Raw genomic sequence first — 22,650 nt, 5'->3', positions numbered from 1 at the left:
GATCCCACGGGTTGCACCGATCACCAGGGCAGTTCTCCCCATGTCGCTCATTTTTTTCTTACCCTCCCAGGTTGTAAAGTTGTGACACGGAACTTTACTGGACCTGTACCCCTTCGTTGACAAACGACAGGCGGTGTCCGCTCTTCTCGCTATTTTGAGGAACGCTGATGCCTGCCTTCATTCCATCCGCTGCGACCGCCAATACGCCTCGGAACGGCCAGCCCCGTCACCCCCTGTTCGCCCGACTGATGCGCAAAGGCGCTGCCAAGGTCGGTCCCACCAGCTGCACCCCGAAGCCCGCTCAGCTCGACCTCTTCGACTGGCCGAACGAGTTGAGCCTCGAAGCACTCGGGAAAGCCATCGCCTCAGCTTGCGGCCTCGAGATCGTGATACGGCCCATCCCGGATGAGATGCGCCATCATGAGGTCAGCGGCCTCACCACTGTGATCGGACGAGTGGCCCACGTCTTCTACGACCCTGAGCTCCCGCCCCTCAACATTGAGCAGACAATCCTCCACGAGTTCGCCCATATCCTGCACGGCGACGTCCGGGCCGACACCGACTGCACCCATCTGCGCAGCATGTTCGACGATCCGGTGGAGAAGCGCGCCGAGACCACCGGCATGCGGCTGATGGATGCTCTGCACCGGAAGCGGCGGCCATCGGAAGAACGCAGCGAGGTCCTCGCCTTCCTGTCCGGATCAAACGAGGACGGGCAGATCTGATGACTGAGATCATCATTGTCGGTATCACCATGGGCCTGATCATCATCGTCTCTGCCCTGTATCAAGGACGCCGACGCCGGGTTAACCTTCTCAGGGTCACCTGTGCCGCCCTCTTCGTGGCCACGGTCTGCCGTGGCGTGGAGCCGCCCTTAGACGGACCTGCCGTCGACCTCCTCAAGCGCCTTGCCATCCTGACCGCCCAGGTATCCGTGGCGCTGCTCATCCTCACGTTCCGCGCGACTCCGCTTTCACGACGTGCAACCCGGTTCATCTACCTCTTCGCCGGGATCATCGCCCTGGGCGAGGCCGTGCTGGTGTGGTTCATCCCCGTCCATGCCGACGGCACCATCTACGACCGGGTCGACATCGACGCCGCCCTTGCCCGCGGCCAGGCCTGGGCGCTGATCTCCTACAACTTCCTGTACCTCTCTGCATTCGCCGCGGCCACTGCCGTAGTTGCCGTCGGCTGTTGGCGGACCATGACGCAGAAGAACCAACCCTTCTCCGCCCGCCTTCCGGTTGCATTCGTCTTTACGGGGGCCATCGGATCTGCCCTGTTCATCGGCTCATCACTCCTGGACCTCTTTGGCAGTCCGGTCGTCGGCGGAACTGAACTGAGGACACAACTCCTCGTCACCGTTGTCAGCTTCTTCTTCCTGGGACTCGCAACAGGGGTCATCCGCCGCATCAGCATAGAAACGCAGATGAGGCTCGCGCTCCGCCTCGCGCACGAGGTCGTCGTACCTCTGTGGCGAACGACCACCACTCTTCATCCCGACGTAAAGCTTCCGCCCGAAGACAGGCAGGGGTTCGATCAGCTGATGACGCTCTCGAGGCTCACCATCGAAACCCACGACGCGCTCAGACTCATCCGCGAGGACCACGACCCCGCACTGGAACCCCTGCACAGGCAGCACCCCGAGGATCCGCACCTGTCGGCGGGGCTGGTGCGCCATCTCAGCGGCGAGAACGCCGTTCCCAGCCTCGGGTGGTTCACACTCGCCCTGAGCCGGCTCCGCACGCTCAAGCTGAAAGCCGACGAAACCCTGGCCGCCTCTGTGCAGAGCCTCTACGAGATCCGAGTGGCGATGAGTGCCATGAATGGGACGGACGGGCGATGACCGGGAACGGAACGAAAATCCGCATCCCCGCGGCCGGCGATCCTGCGACCCGGGCCGCCCGGATCCTCAGTGACGTGTTCGCGCCCGCTGTGTCCGTATTCCTCATCTGCGTCCTCTGCGGCGTCACAGGCCACCCGCATACATGGGTTGGTCTCGGATGGGGCATCCTGATCGGCTCTTTCTGCGCAGTGATCCCGACAGCAACCATCCATGTCGCGGTGCGGCGCGAGCAGCTCACCGACCGACACGTCACCCGGCGCGATCAACGCTGGTGGGTCTTCCTGGTCTGCGTGGCGTCTGTGCTTGGAGGCATGGCAACGGCGGTGCTGCTGGACGCACCGCCCACGCTGCTGTGGATCCTGCCGACGATGGTTGCCGGGCTCGTCCTTGCCGGGGGAGTGACCCTCCTGGGACCGAAAGTCTCCATGCACGCGTTCTGCTTCACCTCCTTCGTCGTCCTCGCGGCGATGCTGCTCTCGCCCTGGTGGCTGCTCGCCCTCCCAACCCTGCTGCCCGTGGTCGCCTTCGCCCGGCTGAAGCTAAAGCACCACACACGCCTCGAGCTCACACTCGGATCCGGCCTGGCGGCCGCCGTGATGCTCGGAGCCAGTGCGTACATGCCCACGGCCGGCTAGGACTGCCCGCTGCTCCGGCGCAACCGGAAATGTGCCGATGCCACCGCATTGGAAGATCTTCCACTAGTATGAAGGTGTCGTCGCGTGCACCGTTCGCCTCGATGACTTCATGTCTGAAATCACGAGGAGGATCCAGCTCCGTGACCATCGCCCAGCGACTAGAACGCTTGTTCGCGGAGACGGCGGGACCACACGGTCGCCCCGTCACCCTGCAGGAAATCGTCCAGAGAATGGAGCAGCGCGGCATCTCCTCGATGTCGCTCAGCTACCTGCAGCAACTGCGCAAGGGGGAGGCCCACAATCCCCGCCTGCAGCACCTCCGAGCCCTGGCCGACGCCTTCGACGTCCCCCTGTCCTACTTCCTGGAGGAGAACGAGCCAGACAGCGCCACCGAGCAGGAGCTGACCCCGCAGGAGCGCACCATCGCCCTGCGTGTGCACGGGCTCAGCGACGGCGCACTGGCCAGCATCCGGGCCATTGTGGAACTGGCGCGCAAGAGCGAGCAGCTCGACGACCCTCCCAAGAGCCCTGATTCCGCTCAAGACTGATCCCGCCGCGGGGTCCCACCACCCTGCGGAGTCTTCCTCGTGCCGGCGTTTGGTATTTGAGTGGAATCTTTTCCACTCCTGTGGCAGGATGGGAACCACAGCCCGGCGATTCCGTACATCGTGATGTCCCGCCGGACTAAGGTGATACGCCCGTGAAGGAGCATCAGATGGTCGATATGCAGCCCACCTCCGACGAGTTCCGCGGATTCGACGAGGCCCGGTCGATCATGTGGTGCTACGAAGCCCGCTCACGCACCTATGCCCGTCTGAGCCAGACGGACTTTCTCGCCAACGACGCCGTGGCCGCCGTGCATGTCGAGAACACCTCCCGCGCCGACCGCGTCTTTCTCGCCGCCTTCGACCGCTCCGGCGGGCTGCTGTTCGGCGACACGCTTTACATCGACGACCCGACACAGCGGCTCGACGTCACACCCGAGTTCGACCACGACTTCACCGGTATGACCGTCGCCGCTGGCTCCGAACTTGAGGAAGCCGTCGAACGCGAGAACGGCTGGGTGGTCAACCTGGATGCCCTGCGCGACTACGACCCGCTGGAGGACCGCCGGACCACGCAGCGCGCGGTGCTCCTGGCGCACCTCGGAGACATGATGGCCAGCGGCCAGGCCCGGGGTTTCCTGTTTGACAAGCACGACGCTGCCGAGGATCCCGGTGAGGCCGACACCGACGCCGCCTGAGCGCGGCGCAGCACTTCTTCCGGCGCTCGATCGACCCCGCCCGGCTTCGGCCGAGGCGGGGTCTTTTGCTTCCCTGGGGAACCGGTGGAAAAGACCGTGGACCGGCTCACGCCGGTCCCGGGGGTCGTTCCGTGGTGGTCGCAGCCGCGCGGTGCGCGGCGCGGCCACCGTTACCGAATCGTCTGTTCTTGAGAGCCACGACCCACAGGAGTAGCCCATGACCGTCCCTCTCCGCGCAGCCCAGCTGCCCGTCAAGTACGAACGGGCCGAAGGCTCCGCCCGGCACGGCCGGACCATCTACGAAGTCGCCGGCTCCGGGCTCTACCAGGTGACTGCGGCCAGGGAAGAGTTCGCCGTCTCGACACTCACGCAGTCGGGATGGACGGAGCTGATCACGCTCGACGAAGGCGACGGGGTCTCGAATGTCCTGGAGGCCATGCAGATCTGGCTGGGCATCCAGACCCCGTCGCCCCCGGCCGGCGACAGCGCCGCAGGGCAAGGCGGCGGTGCCGATGACTGACCCGACCGGAACGATGGCAAGCCTCACCGAGAAGGCCGCAGCCGCTGTCGTCACCTCCCGGGGCCTCACCCATGAGGACGGGGAGTCCGCCCTCGCAGCCCTCGGCTGGGCCCAGGGCGCGGCGATCACCCACGAGGACGCGTTCCGGGCCTTCACCCGGGCCCTGATCGACGAACTCGGCGTGCCGGACCTCCTCGCCGCCAAGATGGAGCTGCTCGCCGAGTACAAGCTCGACTACCCCCAGGACTACGCGCCGGACGACGTCGTCCGCATGCAGGCCGAGCTAGCGCGGCTGCGATCGCTGCAGCAGATGCTTGCAGGACCCGCCGACTGACCGTTTCCGGACACAGCAAGAGGCCCGGACTGCGCTGAAGGTCGGCGCAGTCCGGGCCCCAGGCCTGCTCTCACGCCGTGGGCGGGATGAGCAGCGAGGCCCCGGCGTAGATGAGATTCGGATCCTGGATCCGGTTCTTCTCGACCAGGGCCCCGATCGGCACTCCGGTCTCCGCCGAGATCTCCGTGAGGGTGTCACCCCACTGGATCACATACACCCGCGGCTGTGGCTTCGGCTCGGGGACCTGCGCCGGCTTGTCCTCGTCGCCCTTGCCCGACGCCGAGGTGCCCGAACCCTGGCCGTCCGCAGAGTTGCCGTTACCGGCCTTGGCCTCGAAGGCGTCCGGGACCCCGTTGCGGTCCCGGTCCGGCAAGGTCACCGTCACGGTGCCCTCCTCGTGCTGGGAAGCTGCCGCCGCATCGCTCGCCGGGCTCCGGTCAGCAGTGAGGAGCTGCGTCGCGCCCCAGCCGGCGAACAGCAGCGCGCCACCGGCCATGATCCCGGCCGCCAGCACCGGTCCACCGCCATAGCCCAGGGGCCCAAGCCGGTCCCGCCGCTGCACCGCCACCCGGGCCGGGGGAGCCGCATCAGCGACCTTCTCCTCGGGCCTGTGCATCGTATCCGTCATCCCTGTCCCTCTCTATCCAGCTCACCATTTGTGACCATTCGAGTCCTCATGCACATTCTACTCGTAGTCCAGTGCATCTTGATAGAATAGGAGAAGGGATAGACGAGTCATAGACCAGTCCGACGGGCCGCCACGAACCACCGAATCACTCAACAGAAGGAACCCACCACCATGGCCAACTACTCCATCTCCGCCAACCAGCTCACCGAGGGCACCAGCGTCTTCATCCGCGGCAAGCTCGCCTTCGCCCGGCTGACCAGCCTCATCGAGGGCGCTGCCCTCGCCGCCAGCGACCAGCGCAAGGTCCAGAACGGCATGAGCCCCGTGGGCAAGCCGCACACCACGGCGACGATCACCGAGGCCGAGGTGCAGTTCGCCGACCCGGCGAACCCCACGGTCGAGGAGCAGTTCGTCTCCGAGCGCCGCTACACCTCGAAGAAGAACCCAGCCTCGGGCGCGAACTACTCGATCGACTCCAAGGGCACGAACCTGCCGATCATCGCGATCCCGTCCGAGAAGGGTGATGGCACCTACGACCAGGACACCTCCGGCCAGGAGCTGGCACAGGGACTGGACGTGACGCTCGTGCTCCGCGTCTACAAGCCGAAGAACTTCGCCAACCGCGGCCTGTCGCTCGACCAGGTGATTGTGCACGAGACCCCGCGCTACTACAACGCCGGCGGCGTCGCCAGCGGGGAGCTCGCGGCCCGCGGCATCGTCTTCAATGCCCCGCCCCGCGCGGTCCAGGCCCAGCCGGGCTCGGGCTCCGCCGTCGGCAACGGCGAGGAGCCGGTCGCCACCGAGGTCGAGGACGGCTTGTCCTTCCCGGCCCCGCAGCCCGCCGTCGCGGCTTCAGTCGCGGGTCCGGTCCCCGCCCAGGCCCACGCGCAGGTCCTGACCGAACCGGTCGCGGTGACTCCGCAGGCGGCCCCTGCCGTGGCTCCGGTTGCCGCCCCGGTCCCCGCGGCGCAGCCGCAGCAGGAGACGCCCGAGCAGAAGCTCGCCCGCCTCGAGCGTGAGAACGCCGAGTTGAAGAACGCGGGTTCGGCCGTGGGTGCTCCTGCCGGCCAGGGCCCGTGGGGCGGCTCCGGCGATGCCCAGCAGGCCGGAATCACCTACCAGGGCTGATCAAAGGCCGATCCGACCGACCGAACCCCCAGACGAGACCCCCGTGCAGGCATCCATGCCGTACGGGGGTCTCGTCTTTCAGGGCCAGAGTGCAACCCGGCCCTGTTTTCATCCGCTCCCGACAAGAAGGCATTGATGTGACCGCCGTCGATCCCCGCGCGATCTTCCCCAGCTTCTATGACAACCCCGCGATTCGCGCCCTGGCGACCGCCTGCCGCTGGACCATCTCCGGCCGGCTCGGCGAGCTCGACGACGAGGACTCCGGCCGCAAGGCACCGATCGATGTGCGGCACCTGCTCGACGGCTGCAATCCGGGCTGCCGCCACGCAGGCCCCCTGCGCGGAGCTTTCGCCCTGGACGCGACCTGCCTGCTCACCCTCGACCAGCTGGCCGACACACTGCCGAACGCGGCGAACGCTGCCTTCTACCTGCAGGCCCCCTCCGACGGTCTGATCGTGATCGACCTCGAGCCCGGTTGCCCGCCGGACGTGGCCGCAGACATCCTGCGCGTGCCCGGAATCCTGTACTCGGAGCTGTCGATGTCGGGCCGGGGCTTCCACCTGGTCGCCCCGCTGCCTGCCAACCTCCACGACTTCCCGATCGCCGCTGACAAGCGCGTCCTGCGCGAGGAGCACGGCTGGTACGAGATCCTCCTGGACCATTGGTGCACGTTCACCCGCAACCCGGTGCCGCAGCGGATCGTCGAACACGTTGCGGCGCGACCAGCCTCCGACCGGTTCTCTTCGGTGGCGGACCTGTATGCAGACCTCGCCGCCAAGGCCAAGCCAAGCATCAGCATCCCCTCGACCGCCGTCGGCACCGACGGCGAAATGCCCGACATCCCGTACGCCGAGGCCATCGTCGAGCAGACACTCGCCGGCTCCCGCGACCGGCTGAAGACGCCCGAGGACTTCGACAACGACCGCTCCCGCTGGGAGTTCTCCGTCCTGGGTGTCCTCTACACCGGCATGCAGCTGCCGTTGCGCACCTACCGGTCCTTCGGCGCGCAGTTCTCCTCCGGTGACGAGGCCTGGCTGCTGTACAAGACCTCGCTGGCGGTGATCGAGCCTCGGCCCAAGCACGCCCAGATGCGCAACGGCAGGCCGTTCCTGCTGGACCGTGCCGCTGCCCTGGTGGCGGCACGGGAAGCCTCCGCCGAGGCGGGGTGAACCTTCGGGGGTTGCCCATCGGTTTGGCGGTGGAACAAGGACTGGATCGGGCGGAGCCCGATCGGGGATGGGGAGGCGGTGGGCTTCTGAGCCCGACCGCCCCGTCACCGGGCCTTGTGGCCCTGCTTCCGACATGTCCCGTACGGCGCTCAGCCCTGCCGTGGGTCCGTCTCCCGTCTCACCTGCTCACAGCTCACCCACGACCAGAAAGACATTCCCATGAAGTTCAACGACACCCTGACGACCCTGATCCAGCAGTCCCTCGAGGTCGGGGCCACGCCCGCGCTCATGGGCGAGCCCGGCATTGGCAAGTCCTCCTTCGTCGAGGCCCTCGCCTACTCGATGGGTACCAAGGCCTTCGTTCTGCCCTGCAACCAGCTCGCCGACAAGGCCGACCTCACCGGCGCGCGCCTGGTGCCCTACGAAAAGAGCGACGGGACACAGTCCTACAAGCAGGTTTTCTACCCGCACCAGGTCATCCAGGAGTGCATCGACTACGCGCTGGAGAATCCGCGCGAGTGGCCGATCCTCTTCCTCGATGAGATCAACCGCACGACCTCCGACGTGACCTCCGGCGCGCTCACCCTGGTGACCCTGCGACGCATGGGCCACATCGAACTGCCGGAGAACGTCCGCCTCGTCGTGGCGGGCAACGACAAGGGCAACGTCACGACCCTCGATGAGGCCTCGCTCTCGCGCTTCGCGATCTTCCACGTCGAGCCCGACGCAGCGACCCTGATGTCCGTCCTCGGCGACGCGCTGAACCCCTGGGTGAAGAAGGTCCTCACCCAGCACCCCGGACTCATCTTCCAGAAGTCGACGCCGAACGCCATCGTGGCCGACGGCCGCGACGACGACGATGACGACGGCAACGTCACCATGGCCGAGCTCTTCGACGGCGGCGAGGAGATGAACCAGCTCACCACGCCGCGCACCATCGACCACCTCTCACGGTGGCTGAACAGGGTCGACCGCCAGGAACTGGCGAGCCACCTCGCGACCCCGGTCCACATTGGCAGCCGCGAAACCTCACTGCTCAACGAGGCCATCGAGGCATTCACCGGCGACACCATGTTCACCACCCAGCTCGTGGCGGTCATCGCCGAAGACCTTGCCTCGAACTCGGGCGGCCCGGCACACAACCGCGTCAACGTGCCCAAGCCGAATTGCTACGCAACCCTCAAGTCCGCGGGCACGGTCACCGACCTCGCCGCGCAGATCTCGGGCCTGACCCAGAACGAGGTCTCCGGCTCGCTGCTCTACGCGATGAAGGAGAAGGAGGACAACTCCCGCCTCATCGAGCAGCTGGCCCAGGCGGCCGTCCAGATCGAACCGGAGCACACCCGTACCCTGTTCGAGCTGGTGACCACCGGGCAGTTCGACCGGCAGAACCTGGAGGCGTTCCTCGAGGTCGACTCGCCGATCGTGGCCGCGGTCAAGCCGTCCCTGTCGGCCTTCCTCTGAGCCGACCCGGCACCGGGCGGCGGGGGATGCCACCGGCTCCGTTCCGGAGCGTTCCCCGCCACCCCACGACACCCGTCGCCTCAGACTGCAATAGGAGACCACGATGACGATCACCGTCACGAACCAGAAGCCGGCGGTGCTCGACGCCCTGCACACGATCTCGTGCACGGGCGACTACGACCCCATGCCGGCCATCCAGAAGGTCCTGGTCGACCCGCTGCTGGAGCCGCTGAACCCCAGCGCTCCGGCCAGCATCGTCGACGGCTCGGGCCACGACATCACCGGCGACGTCCTGGACATCGTCATGCGCTGCCTCGGCGAAACGATGGACCCGGCCGCAGAAAAGAACGCCAAGGAGCTGCTCGGACAGACCCTGGTCAGCTATGACCAGGGCACGCCCCTGCCGGTGGGTGAGCTGTTCGCCGTCCAGGCCGGGCAGCAAAACAAGTGGCCCGCGCCGTCAGCCCGGGTCCTGTACTCAGCCCAGAACGATGTCATCCCCGCGGCCAAGGGCCTGCTCGCCGGCTCCGCCGACGAAAGCGCCTTCTTCGCCTCCGTCGCCTACACCTACCACCCGAACACCCTCGGCTTCTGGTTCCAGTCCTCTGCCGCCTTCGACGGCTTCAAGATCTGGCTGAACCAGCAGGTGCAGGCGATGGCCGGCGCGAACGCCATGCCCGCAGACACCCTCCGGCTGCTCAACGACTTCGCCAACCTCTCGCTGAAGGGGCTGACCGAGTCGCTGCTTCTGCGCAAGGACGACTCCGACGGCAACGACGAGTTCTCCTTCGCCCGGCTGGTCATCCGCATGCTGATGACCTACGTCGACCAGCAGCGCAAGGCCGCCTCAACAGGCGCGGCCGCCCTCGACACCGGCATCATGCCGTTTACCGTTGGGGAGCTGTTCTGCCCGCGGTCGGTGGTCCTGGTCAACGTCGAGGCCCACGCCCGCGCCACCGCCACGAAGGTAACGGGGGAGTGGAACCTCATCAACCAGTCCCTCGCCTCGCCCGTGAAAGTCGTCTCCAACGCCGCTCTGTCCAAGCTGACCTCGCTCCCGCGGGCAGCTGCCAGGGCTGCCGCCATGGGCGCACGGCAGCAGCCGGGCCAGCCCGGCTCGCGTTCGGCCCAGGTAAAGTTCCGCAAGGCCCCGCCCACGAAGCTGGACCTGTTCAAGGACATCACCCGGGTGCTCAAGCGCATGGGCAAGGTCAACAAGTCGCAAAACATCTACCGGACCACGAAGACGACCTTCCTCAAGGCCAACCGACGCAACCCGGACGACTTCAACAAGCCCGGCCGGATCACCTCGGTGCAGTACATGCCAGACCTGCACATCTACATCGACACCTCCGGTTCGATCTCCGAGGAGAACTACCAGGAGGCGGTGCTGATGCTGATCAAGATCGCCAAGAAGCTCAACGTCAACCTGTATTTCAACTCGTTCAGCCACATCCTCTCCCAGGAAACGTTGCTGAAAGTAGAGAACAAGTCGACGCGGCAGATCTGGAATGAGTTCCGGAAAGTGCCCAAGGTCACCGGCGGCACGGAGTTCAAGCAGATCTGGGACTACATCAACGCCTCGCCGAAGCGCAAGCGCCAGCTGTCGCTGATGATCACCGACTTCGAGTGGCCTCCGCCGTCCAGGCGCGAGGAGCACCCGGCGAACCTCTACTACGCCCCGTGCTCGGCCATGGACTGGAAGTACATGGTCCGCTCCGCCGAGGCGTACGCAAACGGCATGCAGCACATCGACCCGAGCATCCGGCAGAAGCTGCTGGGCATGGTCCTCTGACCCTCCCCTCCAGCCATGGAGGAGACGCCGACCGGCCGAACCGGCCGGCGTCTCCTCCTCCCTCAGACCTACCCGTAACCCTGCCAGGCATCCCGGCGCGCCCACCCAGCGCACCGCCCGGCGAACCCCACCGAAGGAGGGACCCCGCGATGGGCCTCAACAACTTCACGTCGGGCTCCGACGACGACACGAACAGCGGCGGCACGCCTCCGAGCTTCCCGCCCATGGGCGCTATGCCCAACCAGGGCAGCCAGTCCGACGACGCCGTCAAGGGGCTCCTCGTCGACTACAACGAGAAGTTCAAGAACGCCGACCCGACGATGTTCCGCGACGCGCTCATCGAGCAGGTCCTCTCCGTCCTGATCAGCCGGAACAAGCCGAACGTGCTCCTGAAGGGCTCCGCAGGCGTTGGTAAGACCCGGATCGTCGAGGACATCGCCCGCCGGATCGCCCTGGGCGACACCCTCATCCCCGATCAGCTCAAGGGCTTCACCGTCTATGAGCTGCCCATCACCAATCTCGTCGCCGGCTCCGGCATCGTCGGGCAGTTGGAGGAGAAGGTCCAGGCCGTCATCGACTTCGCCTCAGACCCCAAGAACAAGGTCATCCTGTTCATGGACGAGATCCACCAAATCACCGGTGGATCCACCTCCCACACCGACTCGGTGCTGCGAAAGGTCTCGCAGGTGCTCAAGCCTGCCCTGGCCCGCGGCGACATGCGCGTCATCGGTGCCACCACCTCCACGGAGTCCCGGGCCTTCGACGACGACCCTGCCTTCGCGCGGCGCTTCACCCCGCTCATCGTCGACGAACTGACCGTCGAGCAAACCCTCACGGTGCTCGGCAGCGTCCGTCCGGGCCTGGTGGCGCACTACCGCCACCAGATCGCGGTCTCCGACGACGTCCTGGCGGAGACGGTCCGGATCGCGGAGGAGAACTCCCGTGCCGGGCAGCACCGGCCCGACAGCGCCATCACGCTGCTGGACCGGGCGATGGCCGACCGTGTGCTGGAGCAGAAGAAGCTCATCGTCCAGGCCGAGGCAGCCGGAGACACTGCACTCGTGAACACCCTGCGGTCGATCCCGCAGGTGCCGCTGACTACGAAGCGCGTCCTGGACGTGGCCAAGCGTCTGATGACCGGAAACGCCCAGCGCCCGGAGTTCGACGTCGCAACCCTCCGGGCGACCCTGCTGGGCCGCCTGCGCGGACAGGACGACGTGCTCGAGAAGCTCGTGGACCGCCTGGCCCGTGAGGAGCTGGACCTGTTCCCGACGTCGACCCCGACAACCTGGATGCTCGCCGGAGCCTCGGGCGTGGGCAAGACCGAGACCGCGAAGATCATTGCGGAGCAGATGACCGGCACCGAGCCGATCATCCTAAACATGACGGAGTTCCACACTCCCTCGGACACCGCGAAGATCGTCGGGGCACCTCCCGGCTACGTGGGCTCGGACTCCAACCGCGAGCTGCCGTTCGACACGCTCGAGTCCAACCCCCACCGGGTGATCCTGCTCGACGAGTTCGAGAAGGCGGACAAAGCCGTGCAGCGGCTGTTTCTCTCGGCCTTCGACGAGGGCTACATCCGCAACGCCCACGGCAAGGTGCTGGACTTCTCCAAGGCGCTGGTGATCTGCACGACCAACGCCGCGCGGGAAGCCCTGAACCGCAAGCCGGTCGGCTTCGGCTCGGCCCCGCCGGCGGTCTCCCACCGGTCCCTGACCAAGGAGCTGGCTCAGTTCTTCGACGCAGAGCTGCTCGGGCGGTTCTCACTCGTCGTGGGTTTCAACCCGGTCGACGAGCAGGCCTACCGGGAGATCCTCGCGGCGGAGTACACCCGCCAGCGCGAACGGATCCTGGACGCCAGGCCCCGCCTGGGCCAGACGCTGCCCGCGTCGATCCCCGACGACGAGCTGCGTGCCGTCGCCGAGGAAACCTACGTCGACTCCCAGGGTGCGCGTCCGGCCGGCAAGGCCGTGCGTGTGTGGATCGAGGACCGGCTGCTCGCCGCCCAGGCTGCGTCGGCTGCGTTCATCCCACCCGCAGCCGCCGTTTCCGACGAGCCGGAGGCGCTGGCCGTCGATTGATCCGGCACCACACTGCGTTCGAGCGCCCCTGTCCCGGATACCCGGGGTGGGGGCGCTCGTGCGTGCGCGCACCGCTTTCGAACACAGGAAGAAGGACGTCACTGCCATGACCACCACGACCACCACCGCCGTCGGCACGGTCCGTACGGCACAGCCCGAAGACAGGAGCGAGCAGATCTGCGACGACGCACGGCTGCTGGTCTCCGCCCACTCCGCGGACGCGGCCGACTGCCGTGATCTCGCACTCATGCTCGGCCTTGTCGAGGTGGACCCCTCCGGGTCCGTCACCAAGGCCAATCCCTGGAACGCCGACTGAAGGTGCTTCCCGCCGGGCCTACCCAAGAGGTGAGCCTGCGATTGACCGCCGCGCGCCTGGGTAGCGCGCGGTGTCCGGGTCCGCGGGGCTGACGCCGCCGCGCCCGGATTCAGGGGCCTCACGGCCCCTGACGGGTGGGTTGAGAGGAGCGCGGGAGGGCTCGTCGCCAGAGGCGAGCCCTCCCGCTCTCATGCCCGCTCCCGTGACCCAAGCGCTCGTCTACGAGCATTCGACTGACCATTCGCATCCTGTAAGAATGGTCTATACGGCTTCCATTCGATAAATCCTCTCGACCCGCCTACTGATTCGTTCGAAGAAAGACGACACCATGCCTATTCTGCTTGACGACATCGACCTTTCCGCAGCCGCCGTCGCTGCCCAGAAGACCGTCGACCCGAAGTTCTTCTCCTCGCGCCTGACCGGGTCCGGCAAGAAGACCGGCCTGCTCAATGAGAGCCTGCGGCCGATCAACACTGCGACCAACACCGCCTACGCGGTTGACCGCGACATCGAGGTCAAGCAGAGCTCGACCCACCACGACATCACCACCGCGCTGGTGCCGCTGGCCCCGATCACGCGCCGCTCCCTGCTCTCGGGCGGGTCGTTCACGCTGCCGGTACCGCATGTCGATGACCGCTTCGAACTCGACATCGCCACGCCGACCAACTCCTGGGACGTGCACTTCGACATGACCCCCCAGGCCCTGACCGTGTACGAGGACAAGTCCGGCGACAAGATCCGCCGTGACCTGGTGATCCAGTACCGCCTGGAGCTCTACTTCCTCAAGCAGGGCTTGGCCGAGCCCGAGCGCGCCGTATCGGTGTCCCGCTCCATCGGCTACGGCAACCACGACGCGGCGGTGTTCCTGCAGTGGGACACCAGCCCCGCAGAGAATGCCCGCGACGTCATCGAGGATGTGCTCTCGGCCGCAGGGTTGAGTGCCACCAACCTCGACAAGCTCGCCGACTGGATGGACGAGTACCCGATCTACGAGCGCATCACGCGCCTGGCCCGGATCTGGGACTCCGAGGCCATCTCGGACACCGTCTGCCAGTACGTGCAGGACATGCCGGCCAGCCCCACCGAGGAGCAGCTGAACATGCTCGCGGTGCAGCTGCGCTACCTGGAGAACTACAACGTCCCGCTGGAGGCCTACCGCCGGATCCACCAGCAGCTGGACACCACGTTCTCCGCGCCGATCGCGGCGAAGCTGTCCAAGCAGAACCTCAGCCTGCTGATGAACCACACCCTCGACCTCCTGGAGCGCATGAAGGGCCAGCTCATCACGCCGCCCCAGCCGGCCACGGCCCCGGCCTTCCCGCCGCACCTGTCCAAGCAGCAGCTCGACGCGCTCAGCACGCACGAGCCGCTCGTGATGACGCAGGCCGGCGCGGGCACAGGCAAGTCGACCGTGATCCTCGAGCGCATCAAGTACCTCGAGACCTGCGGGGTGCCCGCCAGCGACATCACCGTCCTGTCGTTCACCAACGCCGCCGCCGACAACATCACGGAGAAGAACCCGAACGTCGGCTCGATGACGATCGCCAAGATGATCATCGACATCTATTCGATGAACCACCCGACCCACAAGGTCTCGGCCATCGACACGATCATCAACTCGATCGACATCTTCTACCCGAACAGCCAGTTCGCGGCGACGTTCCGACACCGCCTGCTGGAGGTCGACCAGAACAAGACCGGCGCGTTCACGGCCCTGAACACCTTCGTCGAGAACCACTTCGACGAGGTGATCGCGCTGCTCGACCGCATCGAGCAGACCTCGCTGGAGCTGCAGATCATCATCTGCTACCAGAAGATCGATGACATGTCCGAGCCTGCCCACGTGCAGAGCAAGTACCTGATCATCGACGAGGTCCAGGACAACTCGGTCTTCGAGTTCATCTACGTGCTGAAGTACATCACCAAGCACGCCCAGTCGCTGTTCATCGTCGGCGACGCCAGCCAGACGCTGTACGAGTTCCGCTCGGCCAACCCGAGGGCGCTCAACACGCTGGAGGGCTCGGGGGTCTTCGCAACCTTCCGGCTCACGACGAATTACCGGAGCAACCAGGAGATTCTCGACTTCGCGAACGTCGTGCTTGGCGGTCTGGAGACCAACCAGTTCGCCAACATCCAGCTGCAGGCCAACTCGCTGGCGGTGCCCACGGCCGACTCCTTCCAGGAGAAGGTCACCCTCAACTACCACGAGGTGGCCCGCCTGACCAGCTTCATCGCCAACGACCTGCAGCCGCTCGTGCGCAACACGGTGATCCCGGAGTACGTTCAGGCCTGCCTGGACCGCGGCGAGCAGGTGGCCTTCCTGGCCTACGCCCGCCGTGAGGTGGCGCTGATCCAGGAAGTGCTCGAGAAGGCCTACCCGAATAAGCACGTGGCCTCGCTCGTCAGCGACCGCGTCTACGCCACGGACATCTTCTCGAAGTACATCAAGTTTTTCTGGAACGACGTCCTGCAGGTGCAGCCGGCCAACGCCTCGTTCGTGGTCTCCCAGGGGATCAAGGACAACATGGGCAAGCTGACGAAGAATGCCGGAAACGTCAACGTCGAGAAGGCAATCCTGCGCACCATCTCCGAGTGGTGGGTCGAGAACAGCGCCGCGATCAACGGCTGGGTGGCCCTGTGCAACCAGGGCAGCCTGCCTGCGAACGTGTTCTTCGACCGGCTCCGCGACAACCTCCTGTCCTTCGAGATCACGCGCAACCAGCAGAAGCTGAACGTGAACAAGCAGAAGAACCAGGAGCGCAAGCGGAAGAACCTCGAGTCCAAGGCCGATCTCGTCGTCTCGACGATCCACGGTGCCAAGGGCCTCGAGTTCGACAACGTCGTCGTCCTCTACAAGGAGGACGCCAAGATGACCCAGGACACCAAGCGGATGTTCTACGTCGCGTTCACGCGCGCCATACCTCCACGAGAGGTCGGAGCGCCCGCGCCTCCTGCTTCCCATCCCACACACACAGCCAATGCAGCTTTGAAGGAGCACGCCATGACCGCCACTGGAATCCAGGCCGGCTCAGAGGAGCTCGTGCCGGGCCCCGACAGCGCCTACGACCTGGTCATCTGCCACGACGACCGGATCGTCTTCCACGACCACTACCCCTCGCCAGCGTTCCGGCTGCGCATGTGCGCGCAGCTGCTGACCGCCTCGGACGTCGTCCTGGGCGCAATCGACGCCTCCGCCGCTAACGAAGTGCACGAGCTGTACCAGTCCAGCTCCGGGCAGTGGGAGAGCGCCCCGGACAGCGTGGTCAACGCCATCGCCAAGCTCTGCCGCCGATGGGGCGTCCAGGTCTACGTGAGCACGACCCGCAAGAAGACCGAGGCTCCCGCCGCGCTCTATTCGGTGATCACCGAGTACGGCCCCGGACAGACCGTCGCCGAGCACTTCACCTCCAGAGAGGCCCGCCGGGCCAGCCTCATCGAGCGTGCCGACATGTTCTTCAGCTCCCGTGGCGGCATCCCCGAGCGGGTGCTGGCCGACGAGCAGCGCCTCGCCGCGCTCGTGGGTGCGTTCCTCATGCCCGCCACCGTGCTCCTCACCGAGGCCGTGCTCGCCGAGGCCGACGGCCACTACAAGCCCTCCGGCCGGCCACTGCCGATCCTCTGAGCCCCGCCCGGGCGGACGGCCCCGACCACAACCCTGACCAGCAGACCCGGAAGGGACCCGCCATGTCCGCACCTGACACCGTCAAGCCCGAGAACCCGTACGCCCGCACGTACGCCGACTTTCTCGCCCAGACCCGGGAGCACGTCCTCGTCGTTCTGCACGACGAGGACCTCTACCGCCACTTCAGGATCCAGGCCCCAGGGACCCGCATGTGGTCCTGGGACGTCACCACCTGGCCCGGCCACCTGGCCACCAGCGGCGACATCGCCGACGGCTACATGTTCACCCGGGAACCAGACATGATCGGGTTCTTCGGGTCGGCAGGCAAGAGCGAGGGCTACTACTCCGACGGTGCACCAAGCATCGACTTCCGCTATTGGGCCGAGAAGCTCTGCGGCGGCCGCTCCCGCGAAGTAAAGCAGTACGACCCGGATCTCTTCATCCAGCTGGTGCGGGAGCACCTCGAAGAAAGCGAGGGACTCGGCACCGAGGCCCAGGAGGTCCACCATCAGCAGTTGGCGCTGCTGGCGCGCCTGCACGAACTGCGCGGCCTTGACGGGGACGCACAGTTGGCGCTCTTCGAGGCCCACTGGAACGCCCAGGAGCACCTCGCGGCCACCGGCACCGTGCTGAACCACGAGCGCCGGAACGCGGCCGCTGCCGCGCGCGCTGCCCTCTGGAGCACCGACGGCATCCCCGACGAGAAGTTCGACCGGCTCACAGAGGAACACAACTGGATGGAGCTCGCCGACATCGAGGTCCCACGACATTCCCCTGCCGAGCGGCGCATGGAAATCATCGAAGACGCCCGCTGGCACGCCGACAGCGAGTCGGAGGCCCACAAATGGCTGGCTGAGCACGAGGACACCGTCGGCTCCGACACCTGGGAGTGGGACCTGCGCGACTGGGACATCCACTTCCTGTTCACCTGCTACTGCGTCGACCTGGCTGTGCGACTCTACCGCGAGCACGCCGCCGCGAAGACACAGCAATCCGCCGCCTGAGCCGACCCCACCCACATCCCGACCCAAGGAGAACCCATGAGCGCCGATATGCTCACCGCGGCCATCGCCGTCCCGGCCGACCGCACCAAGCCGATCGACTTCGAACGCGGCCGCCTGATGGTCGAGGAGACCGCGGACCCTGAATCGTTCCGGTTCGACGACCCCGAGTCCCAGCTCGAAGAGCTGGTCGAGGACTTCGACCCCGACATGCACCTGGACGCCGAGGGCGAGCCGAGCCCGGAGGTCATCAAACGCGTCGGCCGCAGGGTCATCGACGAGCTCGAAGAGGCGCTGAACTCCAGCGAGACGGACACCATCGAGGTCGCCGGCTACCGGCTGTACCTCTCCGGCGAACTCTCCTCGGGCGATTCCCCCACCGACGCCGCCGACGCGATCTGGCACGCCCACCACCTGCCGGTGACCGTCCTGCTTGCCATGGGATTCATCCCCGACTGCCGCAGGCCGCTGTCCCGGACCAACGGCAACCCCGGACCTGTGACCGACACCGACATCGTCGACGCCATTGCCCTCGGCCTCGGCACCAAGCCGGAGTGGTCCGGTGCCGACGAACTGGAGTGGATCGCCAACGCGATCGGCTCCGTCCGGCCGCACCCGGGAGACCGGGACCCTGCCGAGTACCACACGGAGTTCACGGAGCGGCACGGCTTCGATCCGGTCGACGACAACTTTCTCATCGGCTATGTCAGCCAGTACGACAACCAGGAAGGCGGGGACTGACCTTGGCCAGCGGTGTTTTCATCCTCTGCGCGTGCTGCGCCCTCAAGCTCGTGAACGACGACGAGTCGGCCTGCCGCGACTACCACGGCCACGACCACGCTCCGCTGCAGGTGCCGGCTGGCACCGCGATCATCCAGGGTCCCCACGAATGGGCGGGCTCTCTCGAACTGACCTGCCATGGCCATGAGAACGGGACCATCCAGCCCCTCGGGGAGTACTGGGTGGCCCAGCCCGGTCCCGCACCGGCCGAAGAAGGAGTGCGATGAGCAGCCGGACACCAGTGCCCGATGCGCTCTTCGACGCCGATCTCTGCCAGCCTCTCGGCCGCGAGGACTGGGTTGACCGCTTCGACTGGGTGATCATCGACAGGCGCGTTGTGCACGCGCCCGTCACCTGGACATGGACGTGTCCCGCATGCGGAGAGTCCGGCGTCATGCCCGATGGTCCCGACCTGCTGGCAGTCCCGCACGGGTCACAGCATGCTGCAGGACTTTTCGGGACGATCGTCCCGCTCGACGTCGAGGCCGAGCGTCCGTCCACTGAATAGCCTCACCGCCCGGAAGGAGGGACCCACCATGACAGAAATCAGCACTGCCACGACCGCGGTCCTCTCGCCGGCCGTGATCGTCGACATCGACGGGACGGTCGCCACGCACACACTTCCCGACGGACGCTTCATCAGGGGACACCACGAGTACCGGCTCGTCCCCTGGGACCTGCCCAACCCGCCAGTGATCGAAACCGTGCGCGCCCTGCACGCTGCCGGACTTGAGATCGTGTTCTGCTCCGGCAGGCCGGTCCTGGACGACAACGGCTGGGACGTCGGCCGCGCGACCTACGCCTGGCTCATCCAACATGTGGGGGAGTGGACCGCCAGCTGCCCTCTGTTCATGCGCGGACAGGGCGACCGCCGGCCGGACGACATCGTCAAGCCCGAGATCTACGAGGCCTTCATCCGCGGGCGGTGGGACGTCCGGCTCGCGCTGGATGACCGGCCCAGGGTGATCCGCGCCTGGCAGGCCCTCGGCGTGCCGGTGTTCGACGTCCAGCCCGGCTCGGGCGAGTTCTGATGCATGGCCCGTGCCCTCGACCCGCAGTGGGCCGCAGGGCGCGGGCCTGCTTCTCTTCAACTGCCCCGCTACGCCATTCCCCAGCGACTCAGTGTCCATCAGGAATGGTGGGATATGAGGCACTGGCATCCCATTCGACCACGAATAGACTGGAACCATGACTGACGACAAGACCCCCCAGGCCCCGCGCGAGGGCTCCCTGCCGAAGTTCTCCGTGAACGTCGCCCCGACCCAGAAGATTACCGCCGCCGACCTGGGCACCCTGCTCGAGCGCTTCCGCGCCGGGGATGCCGAGCCCCTGATCTTCGGTGACGGGAACGTCCCCGAGGCCGCCGTAATCCCGTTCGCCGACTTCGTCGACCTGCTCCGGCGGGTCCACGCCGACGAGACTGCCTTCCAGGCCGAGCTCTCCCGCCGCATCCGTGCCTCCGACGCCTCCGAGGAGCCCGGCCTGACCCTCGATGAGCTCGGCGATGAGCTGGGCGAACCCGCCCGGTCAATGATCCGCAAGGTGCTCGACGATGACTGAGGGGCTGCGGATCAAGGTCCATCTCAGCCCTGGGGCCCGCCAGGACATCGAACGGCTCAACCAGCGCGCCCTGAAGAATCCGCACAGCCGGGACGAGGCGCTCCTTGAGGCCACCATCGTCATGCTCCACCGGCTCAACGGCCGCCGTCACCCGACTAAGCCGCTGGACTACGACTCCCGCTTTGCCGACCTCTCCGACTGCGACACAACCTACGTCGGTGCGGACCCCCATGAGAAGCCGCCGCTGCGCATCGTCTCACGCGACATCAGGCCCGAGCCGCCCGGCGGCATCACCCGGCGCGAGATCGTCGCCATCGGCGCACGGCGCGACAGTGAGGTCTACCGGACAGCCGGCCAGCGCCTCGGGCGACCCGTCGGGGTCACCCTCGACCAGCTCGCCGCCCAGCGCCGCGCATCCGCGGCGAAGAACCATGCCCCGCAGGCGGGCAGGGGGCTCGACACACCCGCACCAGTCGGTGCAGACCTCGAGTTCGACTGACCATTGGGCCTCGTTTCTGTTCGTCATTCAGCCTTTCTCATAGAATGGACATGAATGATGATTCGATGGAGACGGGATGAAGTGATGCACGACTACGACACGGACCACCAGACCTGGGATCCGGCAGTCGCGGAACCACGCCGGGGGATGAACCCACGGGTGCAGCTGACAATCCGCCGGAGCCTTGCCCTGGCGATCGCCCTGGGAATGGCCTACGGCATCTTCCATGTGGTCTTCCGCACCGATGTTCTTGCGCCGGTGCTCGCTTACGCCGAACCCGTCAAAGACGGGATCACATGGGTGATCGAGGACCCGAAGCGGGCCTGGATGGCCTTCGCCGTGCTCGTCATCCCGCACATTGGGCTCTACTACCTGCTGTTCGAGGACCGGAAATGAGGGGACTGGCCATGTTCAAGAACACCAGAACGATCGTGGGGCTGTGCTCGCTCAGCGGAGTCTCGGTCACCGCCGTCATCGGCTGGGCTACCGGCTTCTTCGCCTGGGCCGTGGGCTCCGCCCGCGGCCTATGGGATGGCTTCATCGCCCTCCTCAACTCGCCGTTCAGCTGGGAGCACCTCGCCGCCGGCGCGGGGGTGCTGCTCATCCCGATCGTCATCATCTTCGTGATCTTCGTTATCGCCGACAACTGACTGTGCGTTGAGCTGACGAAGCCCGCCAGGTGGGCAGCTCGGAGACAATAACCCCTTAAGCGCCCTACTCCTCAGTTGACGTTTGAATCTCATCCCGCCAGCTCGGAAGCTCTGTTTCATCGAGATCAAGATCGCGTTGAACAAGCTTCCTATACGCGAAAAATGCCTCATCGGCTTCCATCATCGCGCCAACAGTGCCTTCTCGGAGCTTCGCTGTAGCGCCCGCAAGACGTCGGGCTGCTACCGTTGCCTCGGCGCTAGCGAACAGTTCGACGTCCATGAGCTTCGTAAAAAGGTCTTTGGTCCAGTCAAGTTGAGGGGTTTCAGTTCCAGGGATGCCCACCCTTGTATAAATGGCCATCCAATGTTGAAGCCGTCGGTGCTCAGCAATGAAACTCAAGTGCGCTTTGTATCTGTGGTCTTTTGCCCACAACCTACGTTGGCGCTCATGCTCTGCGGCTGATTGCGACTGATCCCGAGCCCACTTATCTGCTTCCCGGGCTGCGGCTTGACGCTGTGTGTAAACCACACCTCCCAAGGCGATCAGGCCAGTGATCAAGCCGGTGATCAGGGACGGTATGACGTTCACTAATTCCATTACTGTATGGTCACATACGGCCCGCCAACATCGATCCTCATCCCTAGTGATCCTCGTCGAAAGCCGTCATCACTGGTGTAACCGATTCGGGAAGCGGATTTCAGCGGGGTTCAGCTCGGGTCGTACCCGAACAAGACGAACCGGGTGCCGGAATGCCTGACCCGACCAGGCAACGTCAGCAGAGACCTCCACGACCAAAGGATCCACCAAAGTCAGGCGAGTGGTGCCGCCCTCCTTGGTGAAGCGGTCCAGCACCCGTTCGCTGATTTCCTCCGGCCATGGATGCCTTCCCCGGGGAGGACGAAGATATGTGGCCAGATCCCTTCCCGCACGAGCTGCCAAGGAACCTGACCGGCCGACAATGCGCAGCCGTCCGTGGACCGGCAAACCCACCACCGCTGCCCGCGGGTGTGCCATGGGACCTATGACCGCCGCAAGAACCACATCAAGGGCGCTTCTGCTCTTGACCTTCAACCAGATGCGCCGGGGCTCGTACGTCTGCCCTTCGCCCTTGATCTTCCCTGTCAACTCCAGCGTGTTGAAGCTACGAGGACAGGCCTGATCCCAAATGGGCCACTAAGTGGCCACCGTCGGGCCCGCTCCAGGGAATCGGACGCCACCGACGTCGGAAGGAGTCGGCAGAAGGCCCGTTCACTGCCGAGGTTTTCACCCTGCGGGCCCAGTCCGACGCCGTTCAGCCGGCCGTGCAAGCCGAAATCCTTGATGAATGCATCGGGTCGAGGCACCCGGCGGGATCGGGGGCCGACATGCCCGGCCG

26 protein-coding genes are annotated in these 22,650 nt (G+C 66.0%); 23 read left to right on the top strand and 3 right to left on the bottom strand.

The annotated features are described in order from the left end of the window. Nucleotides 1-167: 167 nt before the first annotated feature. The 7 genes from AC1DLO_RS00575 (at nt 168) to AC1DLO_RS00545 (ending at nt 4,578) form a co-directional block, all read left to right on the top strand. Nucleotides 168-725, top strand: coding sequence for a hypothetical protein (locus AC1DLO_RS00575; protein ID WP_476888407.1), 558 nt, complete (start codon nt 168-170; stop codon nt 723-725). Then, nucleotides 725-1,846 carry a hypothetical protein gene (locus AC1DLO_RS00570; protein ID WP_476888406.1) on the top strand — a complete coding sequence of 374 codons (1,122 nt, stop codon included), beginning with the start codon at nt 725-727 and terminating at the stop codon, nt 1,844-1,846. Before AC1DLO_RS00575 ends, AC1DLO_RS00570 begins: the two co-directional genes overlap by 1 nt. Then, nucleotides 1,843-2,481, top strand: a complete 639-nt coding sequence (locus AC1DLO_RS00565) for a hypothetical protein (RefSeq protein ID WP_476888405.1) — start codon at nt 1,843-1,845, stop codon at nt 2,479-2,481. Before AC1DLO_RS00570 ends, AC1DLO_RS00565 begins: the two co-directional genes overlap by 4 nt. A gap of 140 nt (nt 2,482-2,621) precedes the next feature. Continuing rightward, on the top strand, nt 2,622-3,029 hold the full coding sequence (locus AC1DLO_RS00560; protein ID WP_142938874.1) for a hypothetical protein: 408 nt from the start codon (nt 2,622-2,624) through the stop codon (nt 3,027-3,029). 167 nt (nt 3,030-3,196) lie between these two features. Further along, complete coding sequence (locus AC1DLO_RS00555; RefSeq protein WP_476888404.1) at nt 3,197-3,724, top strand: hypothetical protein; 528 nt, start codon at nt 3,197-3,199, stop codon at nt 3,722-3,724. A 217-nt stretch (nt 3,725-3,941) separates the two neighbouring features. Beyond that, nucleotides 3,942-4,244 carry a hypothetical protein gene (locus AC1DLO_RS00550; protein ID WP_476888403.1) on the top strand — a complete coding sequence of 101 codons (303 nt, stop codon included), beginning with the start codon at nt 3,942-3,944 and terminating at the stop codon, nt 4,242-4,244. Further along, a complete protein-coding gene (locus AC1DLO_RS00545) occupies nt 4,237-4,578 on the top strand; it encodes a hypothetical protein (RefSeq protein ID WP_476888402.1) in 342 nt (113 codons plus the stop codon). The genes AC1DLO_RS00550 and AC1DLO_RS00545 overlap by 8 nt, the downstream gene beginning before the upstream one ends. Nucleotides 4,579-4,648: 70 nt before the next feature. Here AC1DLO_RS00545 and AC1DLO_RS00540 read toward each other — a convergent pair whose 3' ends face one another. Further along, nucleotides 4,649-5,206: a LysM peptidoglycan-binding domain-containing protein gene (locus AC1DLO_RS00540; RefSeq protein WP_197521577.1), complete on the bottom strand. Its 558-nt coding sequence runs from the start codon at nt 5,204-5,206 to the stop codon at nt 4,649-4,651. Nucleotides 5,207-5,377: 171 nt separating this feature from the next. On the opposite strand from AC1DLO_RS00540, the gene AC1DLO_RS00535 reads away from it, so the two are divergent. From AC1DLO_RS00535 to AC1DLO_RS00460, 16 genes are all read left to right on the top strand, one after another. Then, a complete protein-coding gene (locus AC1DLO_RS00535) occupies nt 5,378-6,334 on the top strand; it encodes a hypothetical protein (protein ID WP_476888401.1) in 957 nt (318 codons plus the stop codon). Between the two features lie 137 nt (nt 6,335-6,471). Then, a complete protein-coding gene (locus AC1DLO_RS00530; RefSeq protein WP_476888400.1) occupies nt 6,472-7,503 on the top strand; it encodes a hypothetical protein in 1,032 nt (343 codons plus the stop codon). Nucleotides 7,504-7,722: 219 nt separating this feature from the next. After that, nucleotides 7,723-8,967, top strand: a complete 1,245-nt coding sequence (locus AC1DLO_RS00525) for an AAA family ATPase (protein WP_476888399.1) — start codon at nt 7,723-7,725, stop codon at nt 8,965-8,967. Nucleotides 8,968-9,070: 103 nt separating this feature from the next. Further along, nucleotides 9,071-10,762, top strand: coding sequence for a hypothetical protein (locus AC1DLO_RS00520; RefSeq protein WP_476888398.1), 1,692 nt, complete (start codon nt 9,071-9,073; stop codon nt 10,760-10,762). A gap of 149 nt (nt 10,763-10,911) precedes the next feature. Beyond that, nucleotides 10,912-12,846 (top strand): AAA family ATPase, encoded by a 1,935-nt coding sequence (locus AC1DLO_RS00515; protein ID WP_476888397.1) that lies wholly within the window; start codon nt 10,912-10,914, stop codon nt 12,844-12,846. A gap of 106 nt (nt 12,847-12,952) precedes the next feature. After that, a complete protein-coding gene (locus tag AC1DLO_RS00510; protein WP_476888396.1) occupies nt 12,953-13,162 on the top strand; it encodes a hypothetical protein in 210 nt (69 codons plus the stop codon). A gap of 328 nt (nt 13,163-13,490) precedes the next feature. Next, a complete protein-coding gene (locus AC1DLO_RS00505; protein ID WP_476914374.1) occupies nt 13,491-16,784 on the top strand; it encodes an AAA family ATPase in 3,294 nt (1,097 codons plus the stop codon). A gap of 62 nt (nt 16,785-16,846) precedes the next feature. After that, complete coding sequence (locus AC1DLO_RS00500; RefSeq protein ID WP_476888393.1) at nt 16,847-17,788, top strand: hypothetical protein; 942 nt, start codon at nt 16,847-16,849, stop codon at nt 17,786-17,788. A 36-nt stretch (nt 17,789-17,824) separates the two neighbouring features. Continuing rightward, a complete protein-coding gene (locus AC1DLO_RS00495; protein WP_476888392.1) occupies nt 17,825-18,526 on the top strand; it encodes a hypothetical protein in 702 nt (233 codons plus the stop codon). Nucleotides 18,527-18,528: 2 nt separating this feature from the next. Continuing rightward, entirely contained in the window at nt 18,529-18,792 is a 264-nt protein-coding gene (locus AC1DLO_RS00490) for a hypothetical protein (protein WP_476888391.1), read from the top strand. Beyond that, entirely contained in the window at nt 18,789-19,073 is a 285-nt protein-coding gene (locus tag AC1DLO_RS00485; RefSeq protein WP_476888390.1) for a hypothetical protein, read from the top strand. The genes AC1DLO_RS00490 and AC1DLO_RS00485 overlap by 4 nt, the downstream gene beginning before the upstream one ends. 28 nt (nt 19,074-19,101) lie before the next feature. Beyond that, the gene (locus AC1DLO_RS00480; RefSeq protein WP_476888389.1) at nt 19,102-19,596 is read left to right on the top strand and encodes a phosphatase domain-containing protein; all 495 of its coding nucleotides are present in this window, start codon (nt 19,102-19,104) and stop codon (nt 19,594-19,596) included. A gap of 157 nt (nt 19,597-19,753) precedes the next feature. Next, nucleotides 19,754-20,125: a hypothetical protein gene (locus AC1DLO_RS00475; RefSeq protein WP_056387433.1), complete on the top strand. Its 372-nt coding sequence runs from the start codon at nt 19,754-19,756 to the stop codon at nt 20,123-20,125. Next, nucleotides 20,118-20,624 (top strand): hypothetical protein, encoded by a 507-nt coding sequence (locus tag AC1DLO_RS00470; RefSeq protein ID WP_166185572.1) that lies wholly within the window; start codon nt 20,118-20,120, stop codon nt 20,622-20,624. Before AC1DLO_RS00475 ends, AC1DLO_RS00470 begins: the two co-directional genes overlap by 8 nt. 54 nt (nt 20,625-20,678) lie before the next feature. Then, nucleotides 20,679-21,020, top strand: coding sequence for a hypothetical protein (locus tag AC1DLO_RS00465; protein WP_476888388.1), 342 nt, complete (start codon nt 20,679-20,681; stop codon nt 21,018-21,020). Then, a complete protein-coding gene (locus tag AC1DLO_RS00460; protein WP_476888387.1) occupies nt 21,017-21,274 on the top strand; it encodes a hypothetical protein in 258 nt (85 codons plus the stop codon). Before AC1DLO_RS00465 ends, AC1DLO_RS00460 begins: the two co-directional genes overlap by 4 nt. A 64-nt stretch (nt 21,275-21,338) precedes the next feature. Here AC1DLO_RS00460 and AC1DLO_RS00455 read toward each other — a convergent pair whose 3' ends face one another. Further along, on the bottom strand, nt 21,339-21,872 hold the full coding sequence (locus AC1DLO_RS00455) for a hypothetical protein (protein WP_476888386.1): 534 nt from the start codon (nt 21,870-21,872) through the stop codon (nt 21,339-21,341). Nucleotides 21,873-21,941: 69 nt separating this feature from the next. Continuing rightward, nucleotides 21,942-22,400: a hypothetical protein gene (locus AC1DLO_RS00450; protein ID WP_476888385.1), complete on the bottom strand. Its 459-nt coding sequence runs from the start codon at nt 22,398-22,400 to the stop codon at nt 21,942-21,944. Nucleotides 22,401-22,650: the final 250 nt, after the last annotated feature.

Source organism: Arthrobacter sp. 01T419 (genome assembly GCF_056398865.1).
Note: the sequence above shows the minus strand (reverse complement) of the source record. Positions and strands in the feature narration are given on the sequence as shown.

Excerpts from the sequence above, each read along its gene's own strand:
- AC1DLO_RS00555 (WP_476888404.1), top strand. The coding sequence starts at position 3,197 with ATGGTCGATATGCAGCCCACCTCCGACGAGTTCCGCGGATTCGACGAG.
- AC1DLO_RS00480 (WP_476888389.1), top strand. The coding sequence starts at position 19,102 with ATGACAGAAATCAGCACTGCCACGACCGCGGTCCTCTCGCCGGCCGTG.
- AC1DLO_RS00515 (WP_476888397.1), top strand. The coding sequence starts at position 10,912 with ATGGGCCTCAACAACTTCACGTCGGGCTCCGACGACGACACGAACAGC.
- AC1DLO_RS00525 (WP_476888399.1), top strand. The coding sequence starts at position 7,723 with ATGAAGTTCAACGACACCCTGACGACCCTGATCCAGCAGTCCCTCGAG.
- AC1DLO_RS00565 (WP_476888405.1), top strand. The coding sequence starts at position 1,843 with ATGACCGGGAACGGAACGAAAATCCGCATCCCCGCGGCCGGCGATCCT.
- AC1DLO_RS00455 (WP_476888386.1), bottom strand. The coding sequence starts at position 21,872 with ATGGAATTAGTGAACGTCATACCGTCCCTGATCACCGGCTTGATCACT.
- AC1DLO_RS00550 (WP_476888403.1), top strand. The coding sequence starts at position 3,942 with ATGACCGTCCCTCTCCGCGCAGCCCAGCTGCCCGTCAAGTACGAACGG.
- AC1DLO_RS00545 (WP_476888402.1), top strand. The coding sequence starts at position 4,237 with ATGACTGACCCGACCGGAACGATGGCAAGCCTCACCGAGAAGGCCGCA.
- AC1DLO_RS00510 (WP_476888396.1), top strand. The coding sequence starts at position 12,953 with ATGACCACCACGACCACCACCGCCGTCGGCACGGTCCGTACGGCACAG.
- AC1DLO_RS00535 (WP_476888401.1), top strand. The coding sequence starts at position 5,378 with ATGGCCAACTACTCCATCTCCGCCAACCAGCTCACCGAGGGCACCAGC.
- AC1DLO_RS00540 (WP_197521577.1), bottom strand. The coding sequence starts at position 5,206 with ATGACGGATACGATGCACAGGCCCGAGGAGAAGGTCGCTGATGCGGCT.
- AC1DLO_RS00495 (WP_476888392.1), top strand. The coding sequence starts at position 17,825 with ATGAGCGCCGATATGCTCACCGCGGCCATCGCCGTCCCGGCCGACCGC.
- AC1DLO_RS00500 (WP_476888393.1), top strand. The coding sequence starts at position 16,847 with ATGTCCGCACCTGACACCGTCAAGCCCGAGAACCCGTACGCCCGCACG.
- AC1DLO_RS00575 (WP_476888407.1), top strand. The coding sequence starts at position 168 with ATGCCTGCCTTCATTCCATCCGCTGCGACCGCCAATACGCCTCGGAAC.
- AC1DLO_RS00505 (WP_476914374.1), top strand. The coding sequence starts at position 13,491 with ATGCCTATTCTGCTTGACGACATCGACCTTTCCGCAGCCGCCGTCGCT.
- AC1DLO_RS00460 (WP_476888387.1), top strand. The coding sequence starts at position 21,017 with ATGAGGGGACTGGCCATGTTCAAGAACACCAGAACGATCGTGGGGCTG.
- AC1DLO_RS00465 (WP_476888388.1), top strand. The coding sequence starts at position 20,679 with ATGATGATTCGATGGAGACGGGATGAAGTGATGCACGACTACGACACG.
- AC1DLO_RS00520 (WP_476888398.1), top strand. The coding sequence starts at position 9,071 with ATGACGATCACCGTCACGAACCAGAAGCCGGCGGTGCTCGACGCCCTG.
- AC1DLO_RS00570 (WP_476888406.1), top strand. The coding sequence starts at position 725 with ATGACTGAGATCATCATTGTCGGTATCACCATGGGCCTGATCATCATC.
- AC1DLO_RS00475 (WP_056387433.1), top strand. The coding sequence starts at position 19,754 with ATGACTGACGACAAGACCCCCCAGGCCCCGCGCGAGGGCTCCCTGCCG.
- AC1DLO_RS00470 (WP_166185572.1), top strand. The coding sequence starts at position 20,118 with ATGACTGAGGGGCTGCGGATCAAGGTCCATCTCAGCCCTGGGGCCCGC.
- AC1DLO_RS00485 (WP_476888390.1), top strand. The coding sequence starts at position 18,789 with ATGAGCAGCCGGACACCAGTGCCCGATGCGCTCTTCGACGCCGATCTC.